General features: G+C 41.4%; 25 protein-coding genes. 3 read left to right on the forward strand and 22 right to left on the reverse strand.

All coding sequences use genetic code 11. The features are described from left to right. Positions 1-5 precede the first annotated feature (5 nt). The 4 genes from ACNO7B_RS14215 to ACNO7B_RS14230 are packed head-to-tail and all read right to left on the reverse strand — an operon-like array spanning position 6 to position 5,340. Positions 6-674 (reverse strand): LysM peptidoglycan-binding domain-containing protein, encoded by a 669-nt coding sequence (locus ACNO7B_RS14215; protein ID WP_025207870.1) that lies wholly within the window; start codon positions 672-674, stop codon positions 6-8. After that, positions 667-4,719: a transglycosylase SLT domain-containing protein gene (locus tag ACNO7B_RS14220; protein ID WP_417901861.1), complete on the reverse strand. Its 4,053-nt coding sequence runs from the start codon at positions 4,717-4,719 to the stop codon at positions 667-669. The genes ACNO7B_RS14215 and ACNO7B_RS14220 overlap by 8 nt, the downstream gene beginning before the upstream one ends. Before the next feature lies 1 nt (position 4,720). Further along, positions 4,721-4,858: a hypothetical protein gene (locus tag ACNO7B_RS14225; RefSeq protein WP_008344097.1), complete on the reverse strand. Its 138-nt coding sequence runs from the start codon at positions 4,856-4,858 to the stop codon at positions 4,721-4,723. Positions 4,859-4,899: 41 nt separating this feature from the next. Continuing rightward, positions 4,900-5,340 (reverse strand): phage tail assembly chaperone, encoded by a 441-nt coding sequence (locus tag ACNO7B_RS14230; protein ID WP_008344099.1) that lies wholly within the window; start codon positions 5,338-5,340, stop codon positions 4,900-4,902. 184 nt (positions 5,341-5,524) lie between these two features. Between ACNO7B_RS14230 and ACNO7B_RS14235 the strand changes: the two genes are divergently transcribed. Further along, on the forward strand, positions 5,525-5,581 hold the full coding sequence (locus ACNO7B_RS14235) for a putative holin-like toxin (protein ID WP_229200408.1): 57 nt from the start codon (positions 5,525-5,527) through the stop codon (positions 5,579-5,581). Positions 5,582-5,845: 264 nt separating this feature from the next. On the opposite strand, the gene ACNO7B_RS14240 is transcribed toward ACNO7B_RS14235, so the two are convergent. From ACNO7B_RS14240 to ACNO7B_RS14325, 18 genes are all read right to left on the reverse strand, one after another. Continuing rightward, on the reverse strand, positions 5,846-6,289 hold the full coding sequence (locus tag ACNO7B_RS14240; RefSeq protein WP_003213309.1) for a phage tail tube protein: 444 nt from the start codon (positions 6,287-6,289) through the stop codon (positions 5,846-5,848). Between the two features lies 1 nt (position 6,290). After that, on the reverse strand, positions 6,291-7,637 hold the full coding sequence (locus tag ACNO7B_RS14245; protein WP_017367936.1) for a phage tail sheath family protein: 1,347 nt from the start codon (positions 7,635-7,637) through the stop codon (positions 6,291-6,293). A 3-nt stretch (positions 7,638-7,640) separates the two neighbouring features. Beyond that, entirely contained in the window at positions 7,641-7,853 is a 213-nt protein-coding gene (locus ACNO7B_RS14250) for a hypothetical protein (protein ID WP_008344108.1), read from the reverse strand. Further along, positions 7,840-8,295 (reverse strand): phage tail terminator family protein, encoded by a 456-nt coding sequence (locus tag ACNO7B_RS14255; protein ID WP_046526564.1) that lies wholly within the window; start codon positions 8,293-8,295, stop codon positions 7,840-7,842. The genes ACNO7B_RS14250 and ACNO7B_RS14255 overlap by 14 nt, the downstream gene beginning before the upstream one ends. A gap of 4 nt (positions 8,296-8,299) precedes the next feature. After that, positions 8,300-8,797, reverse strand: a complete 498-nt coding sequence (locus tag ACNO7B_RS14260; protein WP_417901633.1) for an HK97 gp10 family phage protein — start codon at positions 8,795-8,797, stop codon at positions 8,300-8,302. Then, positions 8,794-9,150 carry a YqbH/XkdH family protein gene (locus tag ACNO7B_RS14265; protein ID WP_017367938.1) on the reverse strand — a complete coding sequence of 119 codons (357 nt, stop codon included), beginning with the start codon at positions 9,148-9,150 and terminating at the stop codon, positions 8,794-8,796. The genes ACNO7B_RS14260 and ACNO7B_RS14265 overlap by 4 nt, the downstream gene beginning before the upstream one ends. Further along, positions 9,147-9,530 carry a DUF3199 family protein gene (locus tag ACNO7B_RS14270; protein WP_007500574.1) on the reverse strand — a complete coding sequence of 128 codons (384 nt, stop codon included), beginning with the start codon at positions 9,528-9,530 and terminating at the stop codon, positions 9,147-9,149. Before ACNO7B_RS14270 ends, ACNO7B_RS14265 begins: the two co-directional genes overlap by 4 nt. Before the next feature lie 13 nt (positions 9,531-9,543). Further along, positions 9,544-10,467 (reverse strand): phage major capsid protein, encoded by a 924-nt coding sequence (locus ACNO7B_RS14275; RefSeq protein WP_008344119.1) that lies wholly within the window; start codon positions 10,465-10,467, stop codon positions 9,544-9,546. 22 nt (positions 10,468-10,489) lie between these two features. Next, on the reverse strand, positions 10,490-11,581 hold the full coding sequence (locus ACNO7B_RS14280) for an XkdF-like putative serine protease domain-containing protein (RefSeq protein WP_224558657.1): 1,092 nt from the start codon (positions 11,579-11,581) through the stop codon (positions 10,490-10,492). 34 nt (positions 11,582-11,615) lie between these two features. After that, positions 11,616-13,073, reverse strand: coding sequence for a phage portal protein (locus ACNO7B_RS14285; protein WP_410685500.1), 1,458 nt, complete (start codon positions 13,071-13,073; stop codon positions 11,616-11,618). Next, a complete protein-coding gene (locus ACNO7B_RS14290; protein WP_417901862.1) occupies positions 13,070-14,371 on the reverse strand; it encodes a PBSX family phage terminase large subunit in 1,302 nt (433 codons plus the stop codon). The genes ACNO7B_RS14285 and ACNO7B_RS14290 overlap by 4 nt, the downstream gene beginning before the upstream one ends. 8 nt (positions 14,372-14,379) lie before the next feature. After that, positions 14,380-15,027: a phage terminase small subunit gene (gene terS, locus ACNO7B_RS14295; RefSeq protein WP_035701158.1), complete on the reverse strand. Its 648-nt coding sequence runs from the start codon at positions 15,025-15,027 to the stop codon at positions 14,380-14,382. A 152-nt stretch (positions 15,028-15,179) separates the two neighbouring features. Next, entirely contained in the window at positions 15,180-15,698 is a 519-nt protein-coding gene (locus tag ACNO7B_RS14300) for a sigma-70 family RNA polymerase sigma factor (protein ID WP_017358981.1), read from the reverse strand. A 124-nt stretch (positions 15,699-15,822) separates the two neighbouring features. Beyond that, the gene (locus ACNO7B_RS14305) at positions 15,823-16,008 is read right to left on the reverse strand and encodes an XtrA/YqaO family protein (protein ID WP_370648332.1); all 186 of its coding nucleotides are present in this window, start codon (positions 16,006-16,008) and stop codon (positions 15,823-15,825) included. A 17-nt stretch (positions 16,009-16,025) separates the two neighbouring features. After that, the gene (locus tag ACNO7B_RS14310; RefSeq protein ID WP_050826552.1) at positions 16,026-16,430 is read right to left on the reverse strand and encodes a Holliday junction resolvase; all 405 of its coding nucleotides are present in this window, start codon (positions 16,428-16,430) and stop codon (positions 16,026-16,028) included. A gap of 102 nt (positions 16,431-16,532) precedes the next feature. Beyond that, positions 16,533-16,727, reverse strand: coding sequence for a hypothetical protein (locus ACNO7B_RS14315; protein WP_234717158.1), 195 nt, complete (start codon positions 16,725-16,727; stop codon positions 16,533-16,535). Further along, a complete protein-coding gene (locus ACNO7B_RS14320) occupies positions 16,705-16,857 on the reverse strand; it encodes a hypothetical protein (protein WP_164704276.1) in 153 nt (50 codons plus the stop codon). Before ACNO7B_RS14320 ends, ACNO7B_RS14315 begins: the two co-directional genes overlap by 23 nt. A gap of 18 nt (positions 16,858-16,875) precedes the next feature. After that, a complete protein-coding gene (locus ACNO7B_RS14325) occupies positions 16,876-17,115 on the reverse strand; it encodes a helix-turn-helix transcriptional regulator (protein WP_017358976.1) in 240 nt (79 codons plus the stop codon). A 159-nt stretch (positions 17,116-17,274) separates the two neighbouring features. Here ACNO7B_RS14325 and ACNO7B_RS14330 point away from each other — a divergent pair, with 159 nt between their 5' ends. Together ACNO7B_RS14330 and ACNO7B_RS14335 are read left to right on the forward strand one after the other, a co-directional pair. After that, positions 17,275-17,652 carry a helix-turn-helix domain-containing protein gene (locus ACNO7B_RS14330; RefSeq protein WP_007500560.1) on the forward strand — a complete coding sequence of 126 codons (378 nt, stop codon included), beginning with the start codon at positions 17,275-17,277 and terminating at the stop codon, positions 17,650-17,652. 242 nt (positions 17,653-17,894) lie between these two features. Next, positions 17,895-18,245 (forward strand): hypothetical protein, encoded by a 351-nt coding sequence (locus tag ACNO7B_RS14335; protein WP_003213146.1) that lies wholly within the window; start codon positions 17,895-17,897, stop codon positions 18,243-18,245. Positions 18,246-18,376: the final 131 nt, after the last annotated feature.

An 18,376-nucleotide genomic window follows, 5' to 3' on the forward strand; every position in this document is an offset into this window, starting at 1 on the left:
CCCCCCTATTGTGGTATTTTCAATTTTTGCCCTGGAAAAATCCAATGTCCCGGCTGTTTAATATTCCGTTTACTTCGTTTGATCATCGCTGCTTTATTGGCATTCCAAATACGCCGCCATTTTGTACTATCGCCATAAAAACGGCCTGAAATGGCCCACAGAGTATCTCCTTTTTTGACAGTGTACAATTTTGGTGGTGTTTTTGAGGGTCTTTTCTTTTTCGTTTGTTTCGCTTTTTTCTTTCGTTTGATTTTCCTAGGCGATGCGGTTTTATATTCCTTTAGTGCGATCGTAAATTCACGATCGCCTATGTCATAAGACCCTTCCTTGTGTGTGAAGCTCTCAATGCTGCACGTCATATTGATTTTAGTCCCTGTCACAATCAGTCGCACAGACTTCTTTGAACGCATCATTCGTTCAATTTTCGCTATTGCATTCTCTGGTGATGGAATGCTTTTATATTCTGCAATTGGCGAATATTTCTTAGGAAATAATGAGGTGAATGATACTTGTTTAGCTGATGGTACATCAATAAAAGTCAGTTCTCCAAAGGAGGAGACCTTCACTGTTTCATTTTGTACATTATTTGTGATCTCAAGTTCGGATGGAAGCACAGGGAATCGCAGCTTCTCCTTGCCTTGGGAAATCCACAATTGATACACTGATTTACCCATCGATCACGACCCCTTTCGTTCCTGTCTGAAGCTCTACTTCCAGTTCGTCTATAAGCATTTGTCTAATTTTTTCGACAAGCGATTGCTGATCCTGTCCATTATGGAAATGCTGATCACCATTGAACTGGATGGTGATTTGTTTATTACCAGACGTTGTTGTATTCCCAACTGACTGTGCTGAGGTGACTTGCTGCATCTGTGATTCTGGTAAAGGAGCAGATGCATTTGATGGATCATAGACTTGCATCCCAAGTGCCTTGGCTGCCTGCGTCAATAAATACCTCCCGCGAATGCCTCTTTCTTCTGGAATAATCCATTCGCGTTTGTTTCCTTCACCGACTCTAGCTACCTGCTCCTGAGTGATCAGTCCGCCATTGGCGTAGCCTTTATAAGGACCGCCTCTTCTCATACTCCGTAATCCCGGTGTATTGAAGACTGTTCCATATCTGCCCTTAATGTAGTTAATGGCTGCTACGGCATTATGAATTGGGTTCCAAATATCATTCATGCCCTTGCCTTTATTGGAATGGAAGGTCGGACCAATGGTTTGCATTAACCCTTTAGAAGGCGTTCCCTTCTTGGCGTTGGAATCCCACAAGTTGATGGCTTTCGGGTTACCATTTGATTCGTGCTGAGCGATTGTCATAAGACCTGGAAGCCAGCTCATCGATGTGCCAGTCGCCATCAGAGCTGCCATAAGCCATTGCTGAACACTAAGACCTGAAGCACCCATACCGCTGAACGCTCCGATTAATGAACCCGCTTGATTTTCAGCAAACTTTTTCACATCAACTGAATCGAGCCCTTTGACGACACCAATCGATGCGAATTTCCCTAGACTCATCATGACACGTGAAGGAGAATGAATGTCTAGTTCTTCTCTAAACGCCTGTTCCACTTTCTTCGCCATTTCTTTGGCAGCTTGTGTGACTTCACTTGCTTTTGAACGCATGCCGCTATTGAAGGCGTCGATCATTCCTGAACCCCATCCTGGTGATTCTTGTTTGGCTTGCAGGAATGGTTGTTTGACGTGTTGGTCTACATATTGGCTTGTGCCAATTGATGTGGCATTTTGACCTGTTGCAAAGCCACTAACAGTTCCAGAACCCCAAGTTGGTGATGCTGTCATCACTTGTTGGTATGGTGCTTTTATACGACTTTGCAAAAAGCTATCAGTTCCTGTTGGTGTCATTTGCTGGCTAGTAGCAAATGCCGATACCGTTTGTTGTCCGTACTTTCCTGAATCTGATGTCATTTGATTAAATGGCTGCTGAATGTTTTTTTGCTTCCATTGATCAAGTGAAACCACCTTTTGATTCAGCCCTTGTTCAAAATCATGATTAAATTGCTCGCCTATGCTGGCAGCTTGGATGTTTCCATTCATTGAAACCGCTCCACCAATCGAACCGGCAGAAGCATTTGGAGCTGCTGGAGCATTTGGCGTTATTGGAGCTGGAGAGCTAGAAACTGGACTTGCTGCTCCGCTGCTGCTTGACACAACAGACATTCCAAGATGAGAAGCAGCCTGTGCAAGCAGCATCTTCCCACGTCCCCGGTTATTTTGAGTTGGAATGACAAATTCGTTACCTGCTTCACCAATCCATGATAAGGTAGGTTGGGTGATATAGCCGCCTGTTGCATTATTATCAGGTTTTTTCTTTCCAACGATCCAATTTATTACAACATCTACAATACCGCCTGCTTTTTCAAAAATCTTTTGAACCCAACCAAATGCTGCAGAAAAACCATCACTTATGGCACCAGCCACTTTTACGATCGGTGTCTGAATATTATCTTTAAACCATTTGGATAATCCATTCCATATATCTGTCACCACTTTATACGCTTCTTCAAACTTCTTACCAATGCTATCTTTGATGGTTCCAACCGTTTCTACAAGCGGATTCCATACATTGTTCATAAACCAAGAGGATACTGCTCCAAAAATTGATTGAATGGTTTTCCACGCATTTGATAATGCTGTCCAAATCCCAGTAGCGACTGTAACAACTGTGCTGCTTAGCGGTGTCCACACATTCTCAATAAACCAGCCTGCTACTGCACTGAATGTTTCTTGTATCCACGTCCAGGCATTGACTAGACTTGACCAGATCGTGGTTGCTACTGTAACGACTGTGTCGCTTAGCGGTGTCCAGACGTTTTCGATAAACCAGCCTGCTACTGCACTGAATGTTTCTTGTATCCATGTCCAGGCATTGACTAGACTTGTCCAAATCGTGGTTGCTACTGTAACGACTGTACCACTTAGTGGTGTCCAGACGTTTTCGATAAACCAGCCTGCTACTGCACTGAATGTTTCTTGTATCCATGTCCAGGCATTGACTAGACTTGTCCAGATCGTGGTTGCTACGGTTCCAACCGTGCTGCTTAATGGTGTCCACACATTTTGGATAAACCAGTCTGCGACTGTAGACCACACTTCAACAATTTGATCTTTGATTTCAATGGCTTTTTGGCCAATCTTCTCAAATCCGCCGCCATCAAACCATTTTCCAATTGTTTCACCGATAGATTCTCCGCCCATACTGCCAGCGATGCCGCCTACTAGGCCGCCGATGGCTGTGCCTACTCCTGGTACTACACTTCCAATAGCTGCACCTGCTGCTGCACCTGCCATCCCTCCGGCGATGCCGCCTCCAGTCGCACCGATCTTTTCACCAGCATTCTCTTTTTTCATACCAATTAGGTTTGTTGCACTAAGTACACTGCCTAGAATAGGTACTTTTTTTAATAATTTGCCGCTCCCTTTACCGATATTTTTCAACGCATCCCCTAATTTACTTGGAGGTCTTCTATTCATTTCGGTTCTTGTTGTGGCATTTGGATTTCTAGGTTGTCTTGGTGATTGACCATTTCTATTTTTGGTTTTAGTAGATCCTCCCCTGCTTAAACCTCTTGCACAACAGGAACAACAACTATTGCGAAACAAACCTTTACCACCTCGCGGCTTAGATTTCTTATTGGGAGCTGAATTTGATGGTGTGGATGTTGGTGCTGTTGTTGGTGCCGTTGTTGGCGCCGTTGTTGGCGCTGTTGTCGGCGCTGTTGTCGGCGCTGTTGTTGGCGCTGTTGTTGGTGTTGGAGTGCTACTTCCATTCGATTGATCACCTGCACCAAAGAGACGATCTAATACATTGGTCACCAATTCATCTAGTTTTTTTTCAGGATTAAATTTAATCTTCTCTTTTATTCTTCCAATTACATCTTGCTTGTACTCTTCCATTTTATTTTCAACCCAAGGAAGTGCCTTTTCGTCCCAAAACTTTCTAGGACTTAATTTTTCTTTCACCTTGTCTGCAACATCACCTGCATATTTTTCAATTTCACTTAATCCTTTATTAGCAAGACTCTGGAGCCAACCCTGCTTAGGTTCATCCGTTTTAACCGACGGACTAACAGCCTCAGGTTCTTTTTTTATGTTTTGTTCTTTCACAACTGACTCTGCCTGATCTCGTTTTTTCAACTTACTCTTTGCATTGTCTTGAACAGATACTCTGATTTCGTGTTTAGCCATTGTCAAGCTTTTGAGTGTCTTTTTGATTCGTTGAATGGCAGCGGTAGCTTGGTCAACCATGTTTAATCTCATATAGTATGTTCTGTTCATGAGTTGAAGGATTGATTTTTTGATTGAAGACATTTTTCCTGACAACTGATCATTCAGTTTGAACGTCAGCAGGATTGGACTTGATTGTGATTGTTTCAGCCGATCTATACTTGATTTAATGACATCTAGTCCTTTTGCTTGAATTGATATGATCATCTGTTTCGGTATCATGTTCAGCTGGTTTGTTAATGATTTGAGATCACGATAGATTCCTTGATCTAGCTTCATGGATAATACAGAAAACCTTCTCATCGATAAATTGAGGTTCCTTAGCTTCTTTTCATCCATTTCCAGGCTTATTTTCACCGGTTTTCTAAATGGTTTGAGCTGCTTCTCAAACGTTTGAAAACGTTTTTGAATGCGCAACAGCTTCTTTGATACTTTGTCTTCTAATTCAAATCGTGCAGTGAGCTTCGCCAGTTTATTTCCCTCCTTTCTTTGCTTCTTTTTCTAGCATGTCGAGTTTGTAACTGATGAGTCCGAATAAGAATGCCTTAAATTGTCTTGGTGCTTCGTATAAATCGAGAAGTTCTGATGGGGAATAGTGAAGCTCATGCATGGCGTAATATAAAAACACCGCTTCCTTATCCCCATCTTTTATTAGTTTTTTGCTGCGTCTTCTAAATCTTCAATTTCGTCTTCAAATCCGTTGATTTCAATGGCTTTGTTTAACCAGTTTGCGTATTCACCGCCGACAGATAAAACACGTTTTGCAACTTCAACTGGATCTTGTGTGCTGTAGGCTTCTCTTAATTCCTTTGAGCGGAAATCTGGATAAATCGTCGATTCAATGGCAATTCGTGCGTAGAAGCGCTGGCTGTCTAAGTCTTTCACACGGCCTCTGCCTTTGACATTTTTGAACGTGGTGTTTTCTTTTTCCAGTTCATCAATACGTTCCGTAGTAATCGCTTTGAAGACAAAAGGAATGACATTCCCTTTTTTATCAACAAAACGCTTAGAAATTGGTACTTTGACCTCTTCTGCTTCTACTGTTTGTCCTGGCATAAAAAATGAAAGATCAAATGTTTGTTTTTCGCTCATGTTTAAAAACTCCCTTTTGTTTGTTTTTTGAATGCAAAAAAGCACATCCATTTTTTGAATGTGCTTTCCAATCTTTTCATGTATAATATAACTCGTACAATTGAACGGCTTGCTCAAGGGTGTCTGGCTCATCCCCGATAGGAAGGGGGTGATGCTCATGTCAACGTTCCAAGCGATTTCCCTAATGCTTTTATTCGGGATGTTTATCCTTGCTTTGTTGACGTATATAAACAAAAAATAGACTCCCCTTGAGCTTTGGTAGGTGAAAGGGAAAGTCTATCCTTAAAACTATCTAATTGATAAGCCAGCCCCTTGAAGGGCCTCATTGTACATTGCCGGGATGTTAGCGCATCCTGGCTTCTTTTTATTGTATGCAAATCGCTTTGCATGTAAACATAATTTTGTGTGTTATTGAATGCAATGTGCATTACAAATGCATTCACTTTTCATTACATTTGCATTATAGCATATTTGGTTTTTATTTAGCTAATTTCCTCCACATTTCTTAGAAAGAATTCTTCAGCTTTTCAGGCAGATCAAAGTCTTCAAATGTAAATGGAACTTCTTCTTCAAGTGCCTCTGAATCGACATCTAGTCCAGCAATTTTAGCTGAATCAAAGTTGACATCGAATAATGTCACACGCTCTGTGCCTCGGCCTGATGATTTATCATCAATTACCGCTTGAAGAGTGAAATAAGGATCTTCCCCTTTTTTCACATAGTTGAGCATGAGTTGAACGAAACGTGACGTAACTTTATAGAATGTTGCCGTTCCTGTTCCATTTGCCCCAGTTGTTTTATGGCCAGTCATTCGGCGGCCCATTACGTTCACTTCTGATTTATTTTTCTCCACGTTTGCTTCAAACGTTTTGATAAAGGCAAGTTCCTCACCTTCTAAGAAAAGACGACCTTCTTTACCTGAGATTGTATTTTGCGCTTTAAAAGCCATCTTACTTCACCTCCACATTGAAATAGAATTTTTCTGCTGCGTCTACTGGCTGTACTGCTAAATCGATGATAAATCCATCACGATCTTCATTGAGGCCAATGACGATGTCTGTTTCTGAGTTAAAGCCTGTAATGCCGCTTCCATCTTGAAGTTGTGTGAGATACTGTGTAATCAGTGTTTTCACAAGCTGCACACCATCATCAGATGCTGGAATGTCATTGCCATTGGCTTTGCGTAATTTAATCAAATTTTTCAGTTCAAATGTTAAATCATTGTTGATTGCATCTAGCACACGGATGATTTTGTTTTTCGCCATTTGCTGGTTCTTTTCAACCGTGAAGCTTGTCAAAGAGTTAATATCTTTTTCAACGCTCACCGTGCGGTCTCTTGCATCGAAAGTGAAAAGAAACTCTCCTTGTGATAAACGGTATTCTACTTGATCATTATCAAGACGCTCTAATGTATCGACTGCGCCTTCGTATTCAACAAAGGTCAGTGACTGATTAAAATTCGCTCCTGCACTTGCTCCTGCGACCCAAGCTGTTGTTTGAGCAGGCGTGAGTTCTGTTCCGTCTTCTAACACAACACCGCTTGTGACATTGATGATACCTTCTTGATCAGCTGCATAGTTAGCCACAACACCTTGTACCTTACGTCCTTGCTTATCACGTAAACGCTCAATAAATGACGCGAATGTTGCTTTTAATTGCTCACTATTATCGACTGGCAGTGCAATGACATCAAAGTATTCCGTTTCAGCTGCTTCTAGGAAAGCTGTATAATCTGCGACACTTGCCACACCGTTTTTCCCGCCGCTTAAAGCCGCTCCAGCAGTAATGACCGCTTCGCCTTCACCAGAAAATTGAACGTATTTGTTTTTCACAAGATCTTTGACATCTTTGACCACCTGTTTATCGACAATATCTGTTCCAAGATAGGTGATGACGTCACGTTTTGTGCTGTCGAGTACATTTTCTGCCACTTGAATGGTGATCTCATTTCCTTTTTGACCACCATAATTGGCTGTGACCACAAAGTTTTCTGCGATTTCCGCTTTGGCTGGCTCTCCTTCATTTAAACGATAAAGCAAGACCGTTTGCGCTTTTTTCTTCGCTTCACGGAAAAGAAGAAGTGACTTATCATCAATGTTGAGCCCGACCTTTTTATTTAAGTCTTCCATATCGGAAACGGAAATAAAAGTTTTTGGTTCTCCCCAGCTCATGACAAGAGGAAGTGCAACTGTTCCTCGCTCGCCTAAAGTAATTCGCTGCTCTGCTGTTGTTTTAAAATTAAAGTAAATGCCAGGACGCTTTTTCTCTGTACCTGGTGTAAAAGTGCCTCCGTTCATCCTTTAAACCTCCTTAGACAAAAAAGCATCGATGTGCTTCTTTGCTTCTGTTTTTGTAATTGGTTGATGTTTGATATAAAAAAGAGCACCTTCAAGGATTTCTGGTTTTACCCCAAAAAGATCCTTGCTGTGCTCTTTTAAGGCTTCAAATGAAAAGCCAAATTCTTTTTCTTCGCCCGCTGTTTGATCGAGCTGTGTTTTTTTAGTCTTGCTCACGTTTGATCACCCCATCTGAAAAATTGATATCTTCTAGGCTTGGCTGTTTATCTCGGTTGTACCAATAGCTGCTATCCCACGTCAGGACAATCGCTGCTACACCTTGATCTATGATTCTTGTTTCCACTCTTTTTATGCGGACATAATCATCAAGCACCTCTCCATCTTCACTAATCATCTGAATGATTTGACGATCAGCAAGCAATGCATCGACGATTGTTTCCGCCGCATCATGCGCTTTTTCTGTATCCATATGAAACACTTTCACTTGCAGCGAATAAGATTTCATAAAAGTAGACACTGTATCTGGACCACTAATGACAGTCACTGGCGGCACATAAACAGATGGCACTTGGAAACGCTCTGGCAGAAGACGATCATACATTTTCACAGGAAAGTGTGTGTATATATAATGCATGATTGCCCCGACTTCTTGATTCATTCCATCACCTCCCAAAATGTCGATCGATCCAGCTTTGAAGCTTTCGATCCAGCGAGTGTTCAAACATTTGTTCATACAGCATGACGGCATGATCCCAGTACCCATTTCCTTCAATCCATTGAGATGAAAGCATCATGCCAGTACTGGCATTCGGATCATATTCAAAGTGGCTGCCGTTCCATCTGCCAGGCACCCATCTTCGTTCTCCATTTGAAGAAATGGCATGTCCATCATTCACGTAAGAGGCATAATCAAGCTGTGTCCCTACTTCTAGCGTGAGCCCGCCTCGGGAAGTGAGAAAGTGATTCTCCTTGTCACCTTTTTGAAAGGAATTGAGGAGACGGCCTGTATCAACAGCCTTTTCTTTGATGATTTCATCTTGAATGATGTCTAAAAACTGTAAGCCCATTTCCTGTAACCACTCTTGATATTGCGCCGTTAAGCCGCCACTATTTGCCTGTTGGAGCTGGGATAGCAGCCGGTCAAGTCCATCAATTTTCATAAGTTTTCCTTTCTGACGGCCATCACTTCCATGTGATGATTTTTCACTCTTTTTGGCTGCTGCAACTTGAGTGAGATGCCGTTCCACACCATTTTGTCATGCAAACGAATGTCGCTTGCTAAAGGGAAATGGACGAGATAGGACTGATAGATGACTGTATTCGGTTCTTCTTGCACGAGTGACTGGCTTTTTTCTACAACATAGCAAGCCACATCTCTCATACTTGGTGTATCAGGATAAGTGAGATCCGTCTGCAGATCTCCTGCTGGTATACCAAATTTGCCGCGGACTGCCTCCTCATTCTCCAAGTGAAAAAGATCACAGCGATCCGTTAATAGAGAATCATAGCTCATAATGATCTCACCTTTAAATTGGCGCTGCCGCCAGTTAATGAAGGTTCAATATAATCAACAAGAAGGGCATACACATAAGGTCTGCCTTTCACTTTGTCCGCTGCCTTTGCATATGAATAATCACCCATTTTTTCTGAAGTCAAGCCTTTCATCATGGATTCATCATCATTCAGCATGGCAAAATACTGGGCCATTTTTAATAAGGCGATCCTTGCTTTTTCAGGAATGGGCTGATATTTTTCATGTGTAAAATCGTGCCCGACCATTTGAAATACCGCTGCTTCTGCTTCAATAATATCTGCCGCTAGTCTCTCTACAGAACGATTTTTCACGCGATCAAATACAGAATAGGCTTGTAGTTCCTCAGCAGAAATGATCATAGCCTGCTGTCACCTACTCTTTCACTTTCATTACTTTGGCTACAGCATCCTCTTCCTCAAATTTGCTGTCGAGCTTCGCTGTCAGAACAATGATAAACTTACGGCTGCGAATATCTTTTTCTACTTCAATACGAATATTGCGAGAAAACCCTACGATAATGTTTTTCGGGTGTGTCAGTAAAATATCTGATACGTCTGTTCCTTCTTCATCATATGGCTGCATATTGGCAAGACCTTTGACCGGAACACCGAATGCAGAAGAAAGTCCGCCTTGAATCGCCGCATCTCCGAGACCTGTCTGACGGTTTGCTACTTGGTCTTTCCACTCGACCTCTAAACTTGGGGATGTATAAAAACGGAAATCCTGAGGTACACGTAAATATTTTGATGGCATCGCTTTATAGGCTTGTTTGAACATTTGACGGCTAATTTCCGCTCCATTCGCATCGACAATATGAGAAACTGCCTGTTTTCGTACGCCATCCATTTGAGCTAAAAATGGATCTTGTGATGTTGTATCACCGTTGACGATCAGTTCTTCAATATCGACTGCCGCTCGTTCCGCCAGCATTTGCATAATAGTTTGCTGAATCCCGTCTTTTTCAATGTTGTTTTCAATGCTGTCGTACGTCATATGGATCTCAGCAATGACTTCTTTTGCATTGAGCTGGACAGTGCTTGTCGCTGGGACAACACGGTCTTTTGCATCAAGCGCTTTGCCTTCTTCTGCTGGGCGTAAAATGCGCTGACCGAAGCCGATTTTTTCGATTTTTTGTGAATCACTTTCCATTGGAATGATACGTGCATCATTTAAAACGGTTGGTGTATTTTGCATCATTCTAATGAATGTGTTGGATTGGGCTGCGTTCATGAGACCGCCTGTTTTTAAGCTGGCAAGTGTCATTTCAGCCTTGCGAATCAACTCTTGATTTCTCACACTTTTTCCTCCTTATTTAGGCTTATAGTAAGCCATCCCATATGGGCTTTGTCATATCATTTTGTGTATCGTGATTTGTTTGTTTAGAAATGCCCCGCGCTTTTTCAAGCATGTGTATCCGCTCTGAAATAGGCAGTAGCTGTTGCTGAAGCACTTCCTGAATCGCTGCTTTTTCTCTACCTGCTGATTTCTCTAAGGAAGAGAGCTGATGACGAATTGGCGCAACCACTTGCTCCAGCACTTTTTGTACAGGTTCTTCTTCACCTGCTTGATCTGTCCCTTGTTTATCCGCTTGTTGTAAAACGTTGTCGATGGCCATTTTTGCTTTTTCTAGTTCGCGTACTTGATCAGTCGTTAATCCGGCATCTTGCTTTTGAACGGATGCTGGTCTTTCGCCAATCGTTTGGAGGACATCATTTGTTTTCAACACATCCTGCACAATTGGAATCAATTGTTCAAGTGCCGCTCTTACGCTAGACTCATCACCATCACTTGACTGCAACGTTTCCAGCAGATGATCTAAAACGCTCCAAAATTGTTGTGGCATATTTGCACCTTCCTCTTTCAAAAAGAAATTTTTCAGCAAAGAAAAAAGCCCTCTCTCGTTCGTTTCTTGAGACAGGAGCTGATCGTGTTCCTCTATTGCGATGATGTCTGCTGTTCCAGCCATTGAGTAGCCTGTAATATGGCCTTGCTGAATTTGGTCCCAAATATCTTGTGATGCCTTTGTCACAAGTACCCAAGATCCTTTTTGAATCAGCTCCCCGCCTACTTCAAAATCCGCTGGGGCAATGTATGATTCGACGACTTCGCCAACACCGTCTTGAAAATCATGCTGTTTATCAATGTGACGGGCATCTTTCATAAAACCGTGTGCTGCTCTTTCAATTTCTTTGGCCGACATAAAGTCTTGATGTGCATCAGGTGTATTGGGTTCATACACGACGCCATATACGAGGCGATGGGCATCCTCTGCCTTCGTCAGGACACTGACTTCTTTTTGAAAGTCAGGCTGCTTTTTCTTTGCTTTCATCAAGAAAAATTTCTTTTGGTTGGCGGCCTTGTCCACATAGGAAACATGTGTAATTTTTGCGTTTTTTAATTCCCTTGGCATATGTTCACCCCCTTTCAAAAAAGCTCACGTCCTTTTATTTCTCCAGCTGGTTTGACTCAGATGGAGACAGCCCATCAGCTATTTTTATGCGGCTTTCTAAAGGTCGGTGGTAGAATTCTTCCGGCCATTCCTCTAACGTCTTGCCAAGAATACGCCCCGCAAGATCTCGTAAATCATTTGGCGATACTGCCCCAGCCTGAATAAATGGTGTCAGAACCTTTGCTATCTCTAATGGATCTCTAAAGTCAGGACCATTTAATAGAAAGCGGACATGCCATATATCTAAATCCGGGAGAAAAAGAGTATTGAGCTTCCCTGTAATAAGATGCCGCTCTGGCTGAAACACTTGCTCCTCCGTTGTTTTTCGTGCGGTATCTGCTGTAGCCTTGTTATAATCTTGTGACTCTCCTGTGTAAATAGGCGGCAGACGAAAAGCGGAGCGAATTTTGTTTCTCGTCTTTTCATCGTATTCTAAAAAGAGCGCATCCTCTTGCAGGATTTCCGCCAAGGATTTAAAGTTCACTTTGACATTTGATACATCTTCTTCACCTGTTAATCCTTTTTCTGTCGGAAGCCCTTCTACTTCAAGCAATAAAAACTTATGCGCATGGTCAGACCCTTCAATATCATCCATATAATCTTGTAGCTGCTGATAAGAAGTCTCTGACAGCATGCCGTTTTCGACAATGATGGCACCAGGTACATGCCGTCCTTGCTTAAAATAAAGATAATTCAGCTCTTCTGCTTTTCGTGCGCCATACATATTGACGATGTTGCCAATCCAGCGGGGAATCCCATACGTCCCACTGCCAATTTTAAAATGAATGACTTCTGTTGCTTGAAGCGGTTCTGGTGTAGCATCATCGTACTTGCCTGTTTCACAATTTAATATGCGCGGGTCACCATACTCCTTGAAAAAGACTTTCTTCTCATTGATGACCTGCACATATTTTCGGAATCGTTTCTTGCGATTCATCGTCTTTAATTCGCCGTTTTCTGTGTAGCGGAATTCGACGTCGACTGGCTCACTCAGCTTGCAAATGCGAATATGGAGTGCATCCAAATACTCGATTCCTGCCGGCTTTCCTTGTCCATCCCGCAACACCTCTAAAAAGCCATTTCCTGTTTTCTCCCGGTCTTCTAGGACATAACCAAGAATTACGTCAGCAGACTCATCATAGTTCATGTATTTCGTAAACTCTTCGAGTCTTGTCCATTCCTTCTCGGCTGTCTTCTTTTTGACCGGTTTCACATCTTCCGCATTAAAATCAAAGGCGTATTCCACCCCAAAGCCAAAGCCTAAAATGTTTGTTCGATACGCATCTATACATTGCTGAAGAATCGTTGAGTATTCTGCCATGCTTTTTAATTCATTGATATGGTAGGGCGGGGGGACAATGTCGTCTTTTTCGTATGAAAATTCATCCTCATACATTTGTTTTGTATGATCAGACATGTTGGCCTTCATAATCGTTGCTTTTAATTGTTTCATTGTATGGACCTCCTCTCTCGGTTTGGACGGACCCGCTCTGAAGCAGTCTGTTTCAAATCGGTCACTTCATAATCATCTAGCGCATACCAAATGGCGGATAATGTGTGGGGATCGATTTGAAATTCATCTTCCTCTAAGCGGCCGTTCTTATCTGCCTTATAGGTTAGTGATTGAAGTTCATAGATGGTATAAGGGCAAGCATCAGAACAAATGATTTTCTTAAATCGTTTGATTTTCTTTGTATATTGCAAACGTGACCCTTGGAACTTATGCGCAGCGACCATTTGAAATCCGCGCTGCCGAAAATAGTGAATCGTTTTAGGCTCTGCTGCATCTGCCTTAATGAGTTCCTTTGATTCAACAAATTCTTTCAAATCAACAGCTGTTTCATCATCCGTTTTCCCGCGATCGTAATATTCCCAATAAATATATAAGTACTTTTTTTCATGATCGACAGCTAACCGAATGAGCGCATTGTAGGATTCGACAAATCCAAAATCCATCCCCGCTCGTTTCAGCGGTCTTTTAATTTGCCCGATCGCTTCTAATACGTCGGCATGCTGTCTGACCTCAAATTGTGGAAACACTTTTGTGCCATTGATACCGAAGTATCCTTTCCTTGCAATTCGATAAAGATCTGGATCGTATTCTTTTAGCTCATCCAGCTGCTTGACATAGCTTTTAGGAAGAAATAGATTGTCTTCTGCTGTTGAGTGGTGATAGTACGTATCTTTTATCACGATGGTTCGCTGTTTGTATAAGGTTTCGTCATCAAGGACAAAACGTTTCAGCTGTTCATCTCGAAAGAAATGTCTGTACGTCCAATTATCCTGACCAACGGGATTCGTCGATAACATCATATAAAGAGGTAAAACCGGATGTCTCAGCCTTCCAAGCAGTTCTTTAAACCCTTCATAAGAAACCTCGGAACACTCCTCAATCCAAATAATTGAGATGTTGTTGATCGACTTCAATTTCTCAGGCTTGTCCAGTCCTTTAAATAAAATGCTGCTCCCATTGCGAAAAGTGAGTGCAAGCGGTGAACTGCGGCACTTTACTAGATGATCGATGCCAAGATCGCTGACGATTTCTTGTAAAAGAGAGTAGGTCGACTCCCGGTGCGTATCATACACTTCTCGAATGACAAGTGCTGTCCGTTTTTCCTCAAGCAGTTTTAAAATCAGCTTTAAAGCAATGTGATAGCTTTTGGAGGAGCCATAACCGCCTACTAAAAACTGAAACTTTTGGTTCCAATCGAACAAAAAGTGTTCAAAGTGAGGATTGACTTCTTTTTCAATCAACGGCGTCATGAATCGTCCTCTTTTCTTTTGATCATGATATGAAGATCTTCTTCTTTTTCCTCACGAACTGCTTTTTTTGTTTTTTCGATTGTCAGCTCAATTTGCTTCAGCTTTAATCTTCGTTCATCTTTTGCGTGAGCGAGCTCTTCAAACTGTTTAATCAGCCGTCTTAGCTCTCCCATTGCACGAGATTGGGCATTTAAAAAAGTAGCATGCCGATCCCATGAAAATTGAAACGAAAATTCCTCTGCCGTGATCTCTGGCTCTGGATGAATGCCTTCGCCTGTTTCTTCCTCTAATGAAGAAGGCAAGTACGTCGCCTTTTTCAGTTCTTTGATCATGTCATCTTGATCTGCTACATGCATGATGCGCTGCGCTCGAATAATGGCTGCGTATTGAATTTGAATTTGATCCCAGATGATATCAAGAGATGTGCGCCCATCCATTTTTTCCATGATTTCAATCGTTTCATCTGAAAGAAATTGATGAAAGATCGAGTGCGCCTGCTTTGACGGTGTTTTTTGTCTTTGCCAGCCGTATCGTCTTTTCCATGATTTGACGGTATGGATGGAGACGTTGTATTGATCCGCTAGCTGCTGGTACGTCATCCCTTTCATATAATCCTGCTTAGCCTCTATCCGTTTATCTTTCATTTACATTCACCTGCCGCCTCCTTTTAGTTCGAATGATTCCCTGAAGAGAAATCATTTGTGCCGGGCTAGCAAACATTCGTTTGGTCTTTCTAACTATAGGTGGCAACTGTAAGACAAGCTTTTGAAGATTGATGTGATGAAAGAAAAAACGCCTATTCAGCTGCTTTGAATAGGCGTTCTTGTACTTTTTTGGACATTTTGGTCCGAGCTCTTTCCATATGTTTTTGGACTGTTCCTTTTTTTACATCTAGCATGATCGCAATCTCGCTAAATGACAGACCCTGCGTTGTGTGCATAAAAAATACGTCTTTCTCTCGATCTGTCAAAACGGATAAGGCTTCGTCAATTCGCCTTTTGTCCCGCTCACTTACCTCTCTTTCTTTCTCTTGAATGAGGGTGTATTCATGTGATAAAGCCTCTAACACCTCTTGATTAGCAAGAATGGTGCGCTGGTACACAGACCGTCTATCTAATCCTCTGCGTGCGCCTGGCTCTCTACCGATTTGAAGCCATTCCACCACATATTCTAAATCACTGACCATACTGGCGATCATTTTTTGATCATGTTTGTCCTGATCTGACATCTGTTTCTCTTCTTTGTCTTTCAATTGTTCATATCGTTTTCTGGCATCTTTTAAACTTCTTTTATATTCGATCAGTAAATCTTGCATCTGTGCTCTCTCCCTTTTTTAAGAAAATAAAAAACGGACACCAATCAGCCCCTTTTTATAGGGTCTTGATCAGTGTCCGCAGGCTTTCCGTCTTGGACTTATTCAGTTGTTCTTGTTCATCAGACTAGCTGATTTTAAAACCAATCTCATGATCGACTCTTGCAAAATGCCCTTTTGCTGTTTGAATAATCGTTTTTCCATGCTCAGGTACATCCATCATATAAGCCGTTCCTACGTTTCCATCTAACACAATGACTTGAATCTTTCCTTTTTCCATTTCACCGACAAATGTCTGGTTTTCTTGAATCATGAGTTGTTTTGGCTCGTTCATATGCTTGTCTCCTTATTTGATGGTGAGGATCTCATATCGTCACCCATCGTATTTAAAATGATTTCCATTCGAGGACGCATGCTATAAAACTGTGAAACTCTTAATTCTACAATCTGTAAAGAGGCGTCATCGGTAAAGGCATGAAGTGCTTCTTTTATATACTGCAAATTTGGTTGAAGAATGCTGATGTGTACCGGGCGTATCAAGCCTTTTTCAGCAGATGTACGCGTGTCTTGGCTGTTCGCTAGATCAATGGGCATATTGTAAAATGAGCGAATGTCGAGTGATAATGCGCCTTTTATTTTGCTTTTGCATTGCGCTTTAGCGGCTGTTTGAATTCTGTTTATCAATGTCTCTTTTGTGCATAAATGTTCTTTTTCAATGATAAAATGAAGGACCATGCTACGATCTCCCGTCATCCTTCGCCCACTGCCGAATGTCTTGTTCGTTTTGACCCGCATTGAGCAAACATTTCAGGAATGTCATGATTTGCTTCAATCGATTCATGTCGCATTCTTCCTTTCCTTCTTCTTGTCATCAACGGCTTTTTCTGCCATGAGGGTCATGTATGTGCGTTTTTCTTCTGCTGTGGGGAAAGCAAAAATCGGCTCTTTTTGATGAAAAGTGATCCAGCCGCCAGCTTGTACTAGGCAATGCTGTGCTTCTTTTCGGGCATCAAATGTCATCTGATGTCTCATCATTATCAAATCCTTTCTCACGGTCCTCGTCCTCTAATCGATAACCACTTCGGGACATTTCATATGGCCAGTAACGTTTTGGATAGCCGAAATCATTCATTTGCGTCACCATCGGATGTTCGATATTCATTCTGTTTGTCTCCCCTTTTTAAGAACGGTCTTCCTCAAGACTATTACTCTTTTTGTGTAACTTTTGACCAAAAAAAAGCTCTTGAACACCGATATTTAGCAAATCTGCAATATGCTTGGCTATTTCTAAGCTGGGCTTTGTTCGGCCCATTTCTATATTTGCATAGCCACTCGTGTACTTATATCCAAGTTTTTTCGCCATATACGTTTGTGTTTTTCCTTGTAATATTCGTTCTTCTCGTAAATTTTCAAGTTTCATGTTTCCACCTCTTACTCATTATGTGTAAGTTATATTCATTATGATAATATACACAAAACGAGTAAGTCAATCATATTTTTATTCTTTTTGTGTATTTATTTATCTTTTCCGTGTAATTCATGATAAAATTTACACATAATATGAAAAAAGGTGTTTCCGATGGATAATTTGACTGGAAAGATTCTAACTGAATTAAGAGAGAAGCATGGATGGAGTAAGTCTACCGTTGCCAAAAAACTCGGATTAAAGGCGATGTCAACCTATGCTAACTGGGAATATGGATTGAGAAAGCCAGATGGTGAAATGATTGTGAAAATCGCCGAGTTATACGGGGTCTCAACAGATTATCTTCTCACAGGTAAAGACAAAAACGCCTCTGATGACGATCTTGCAGATGATCCTGATTTGCAAATTGCGTTTAAAGCTGCCTCCGATTTTTCTGAAGAAGCACGAAGACAAACCATCGACTTTATTAACTACATTAGAGAGAAAGAGAAACAAAAAGGCCGTCAGCCAAAACAGACAGACGACAAATAAAAGATCTCTTTTCATAAAGCATCACATAGCTGGGTAGATACCCAGCTTTTTTTATGTCTCTTTTTCCCCCTAAAAAAGAATGACATATGAATAAAAAATCATGTTTTTTGGGATAAAATCGTCTTCCTCTACATAATATGTGACAATTTTCACCAAAAATACTCATTTTTCCACTTATTTTGATTGACATATAATTCTATTATTATTAATATATGTATATACCAAAAAAAGGAGTGTTACCGATGAAAAAATTAATGAAAGCTTGTACATTGTCTTTAGCTGCTTTAGGTGCTCTTACGTTCTTCCAAACAGAAGGTGCTCATGCAGCTGCACAGCCTAAAGAACCAGTTATAGCAAAAGCTCCTATTATGAATAAAGTGATTACAGTGAACCGCACACTTACTGTAGGTTCTTCAATCGCTGTTTCACTTCCAGCAAGTCAAATTTCTGTCTCAGGCGCAACGTATGCCATTCAATTAGACCAAACTGCTCCAAACTTCACTTGGATCCGTGCTGTACAACGCGGTTCTGTTACAGTGTCTTACTATAATTCACTAGGTGAGCTTGTTATTAACTATATTACTGTTCGTTAAGCGATTTTTTTCATATGAAAAGGCGATGACTACATGTTCATCGCCTTTTTGTGTTTTTACTTTTAAGCTGCTTACCAGTGCTTGCCAATCTCTATCTATTATGTTAACTTTTAATAAAAATAAGTTTACAT

This window comes from Bacillus sp. AK25 (assembly GCF_048270685.1).
In the GTDB taxonomy this organism is placed as follows: Bacteria; Bacillota; Bacilli; order Bacillales; family Bacillaceae; genus Bacillus; species Bacillus altitudinis.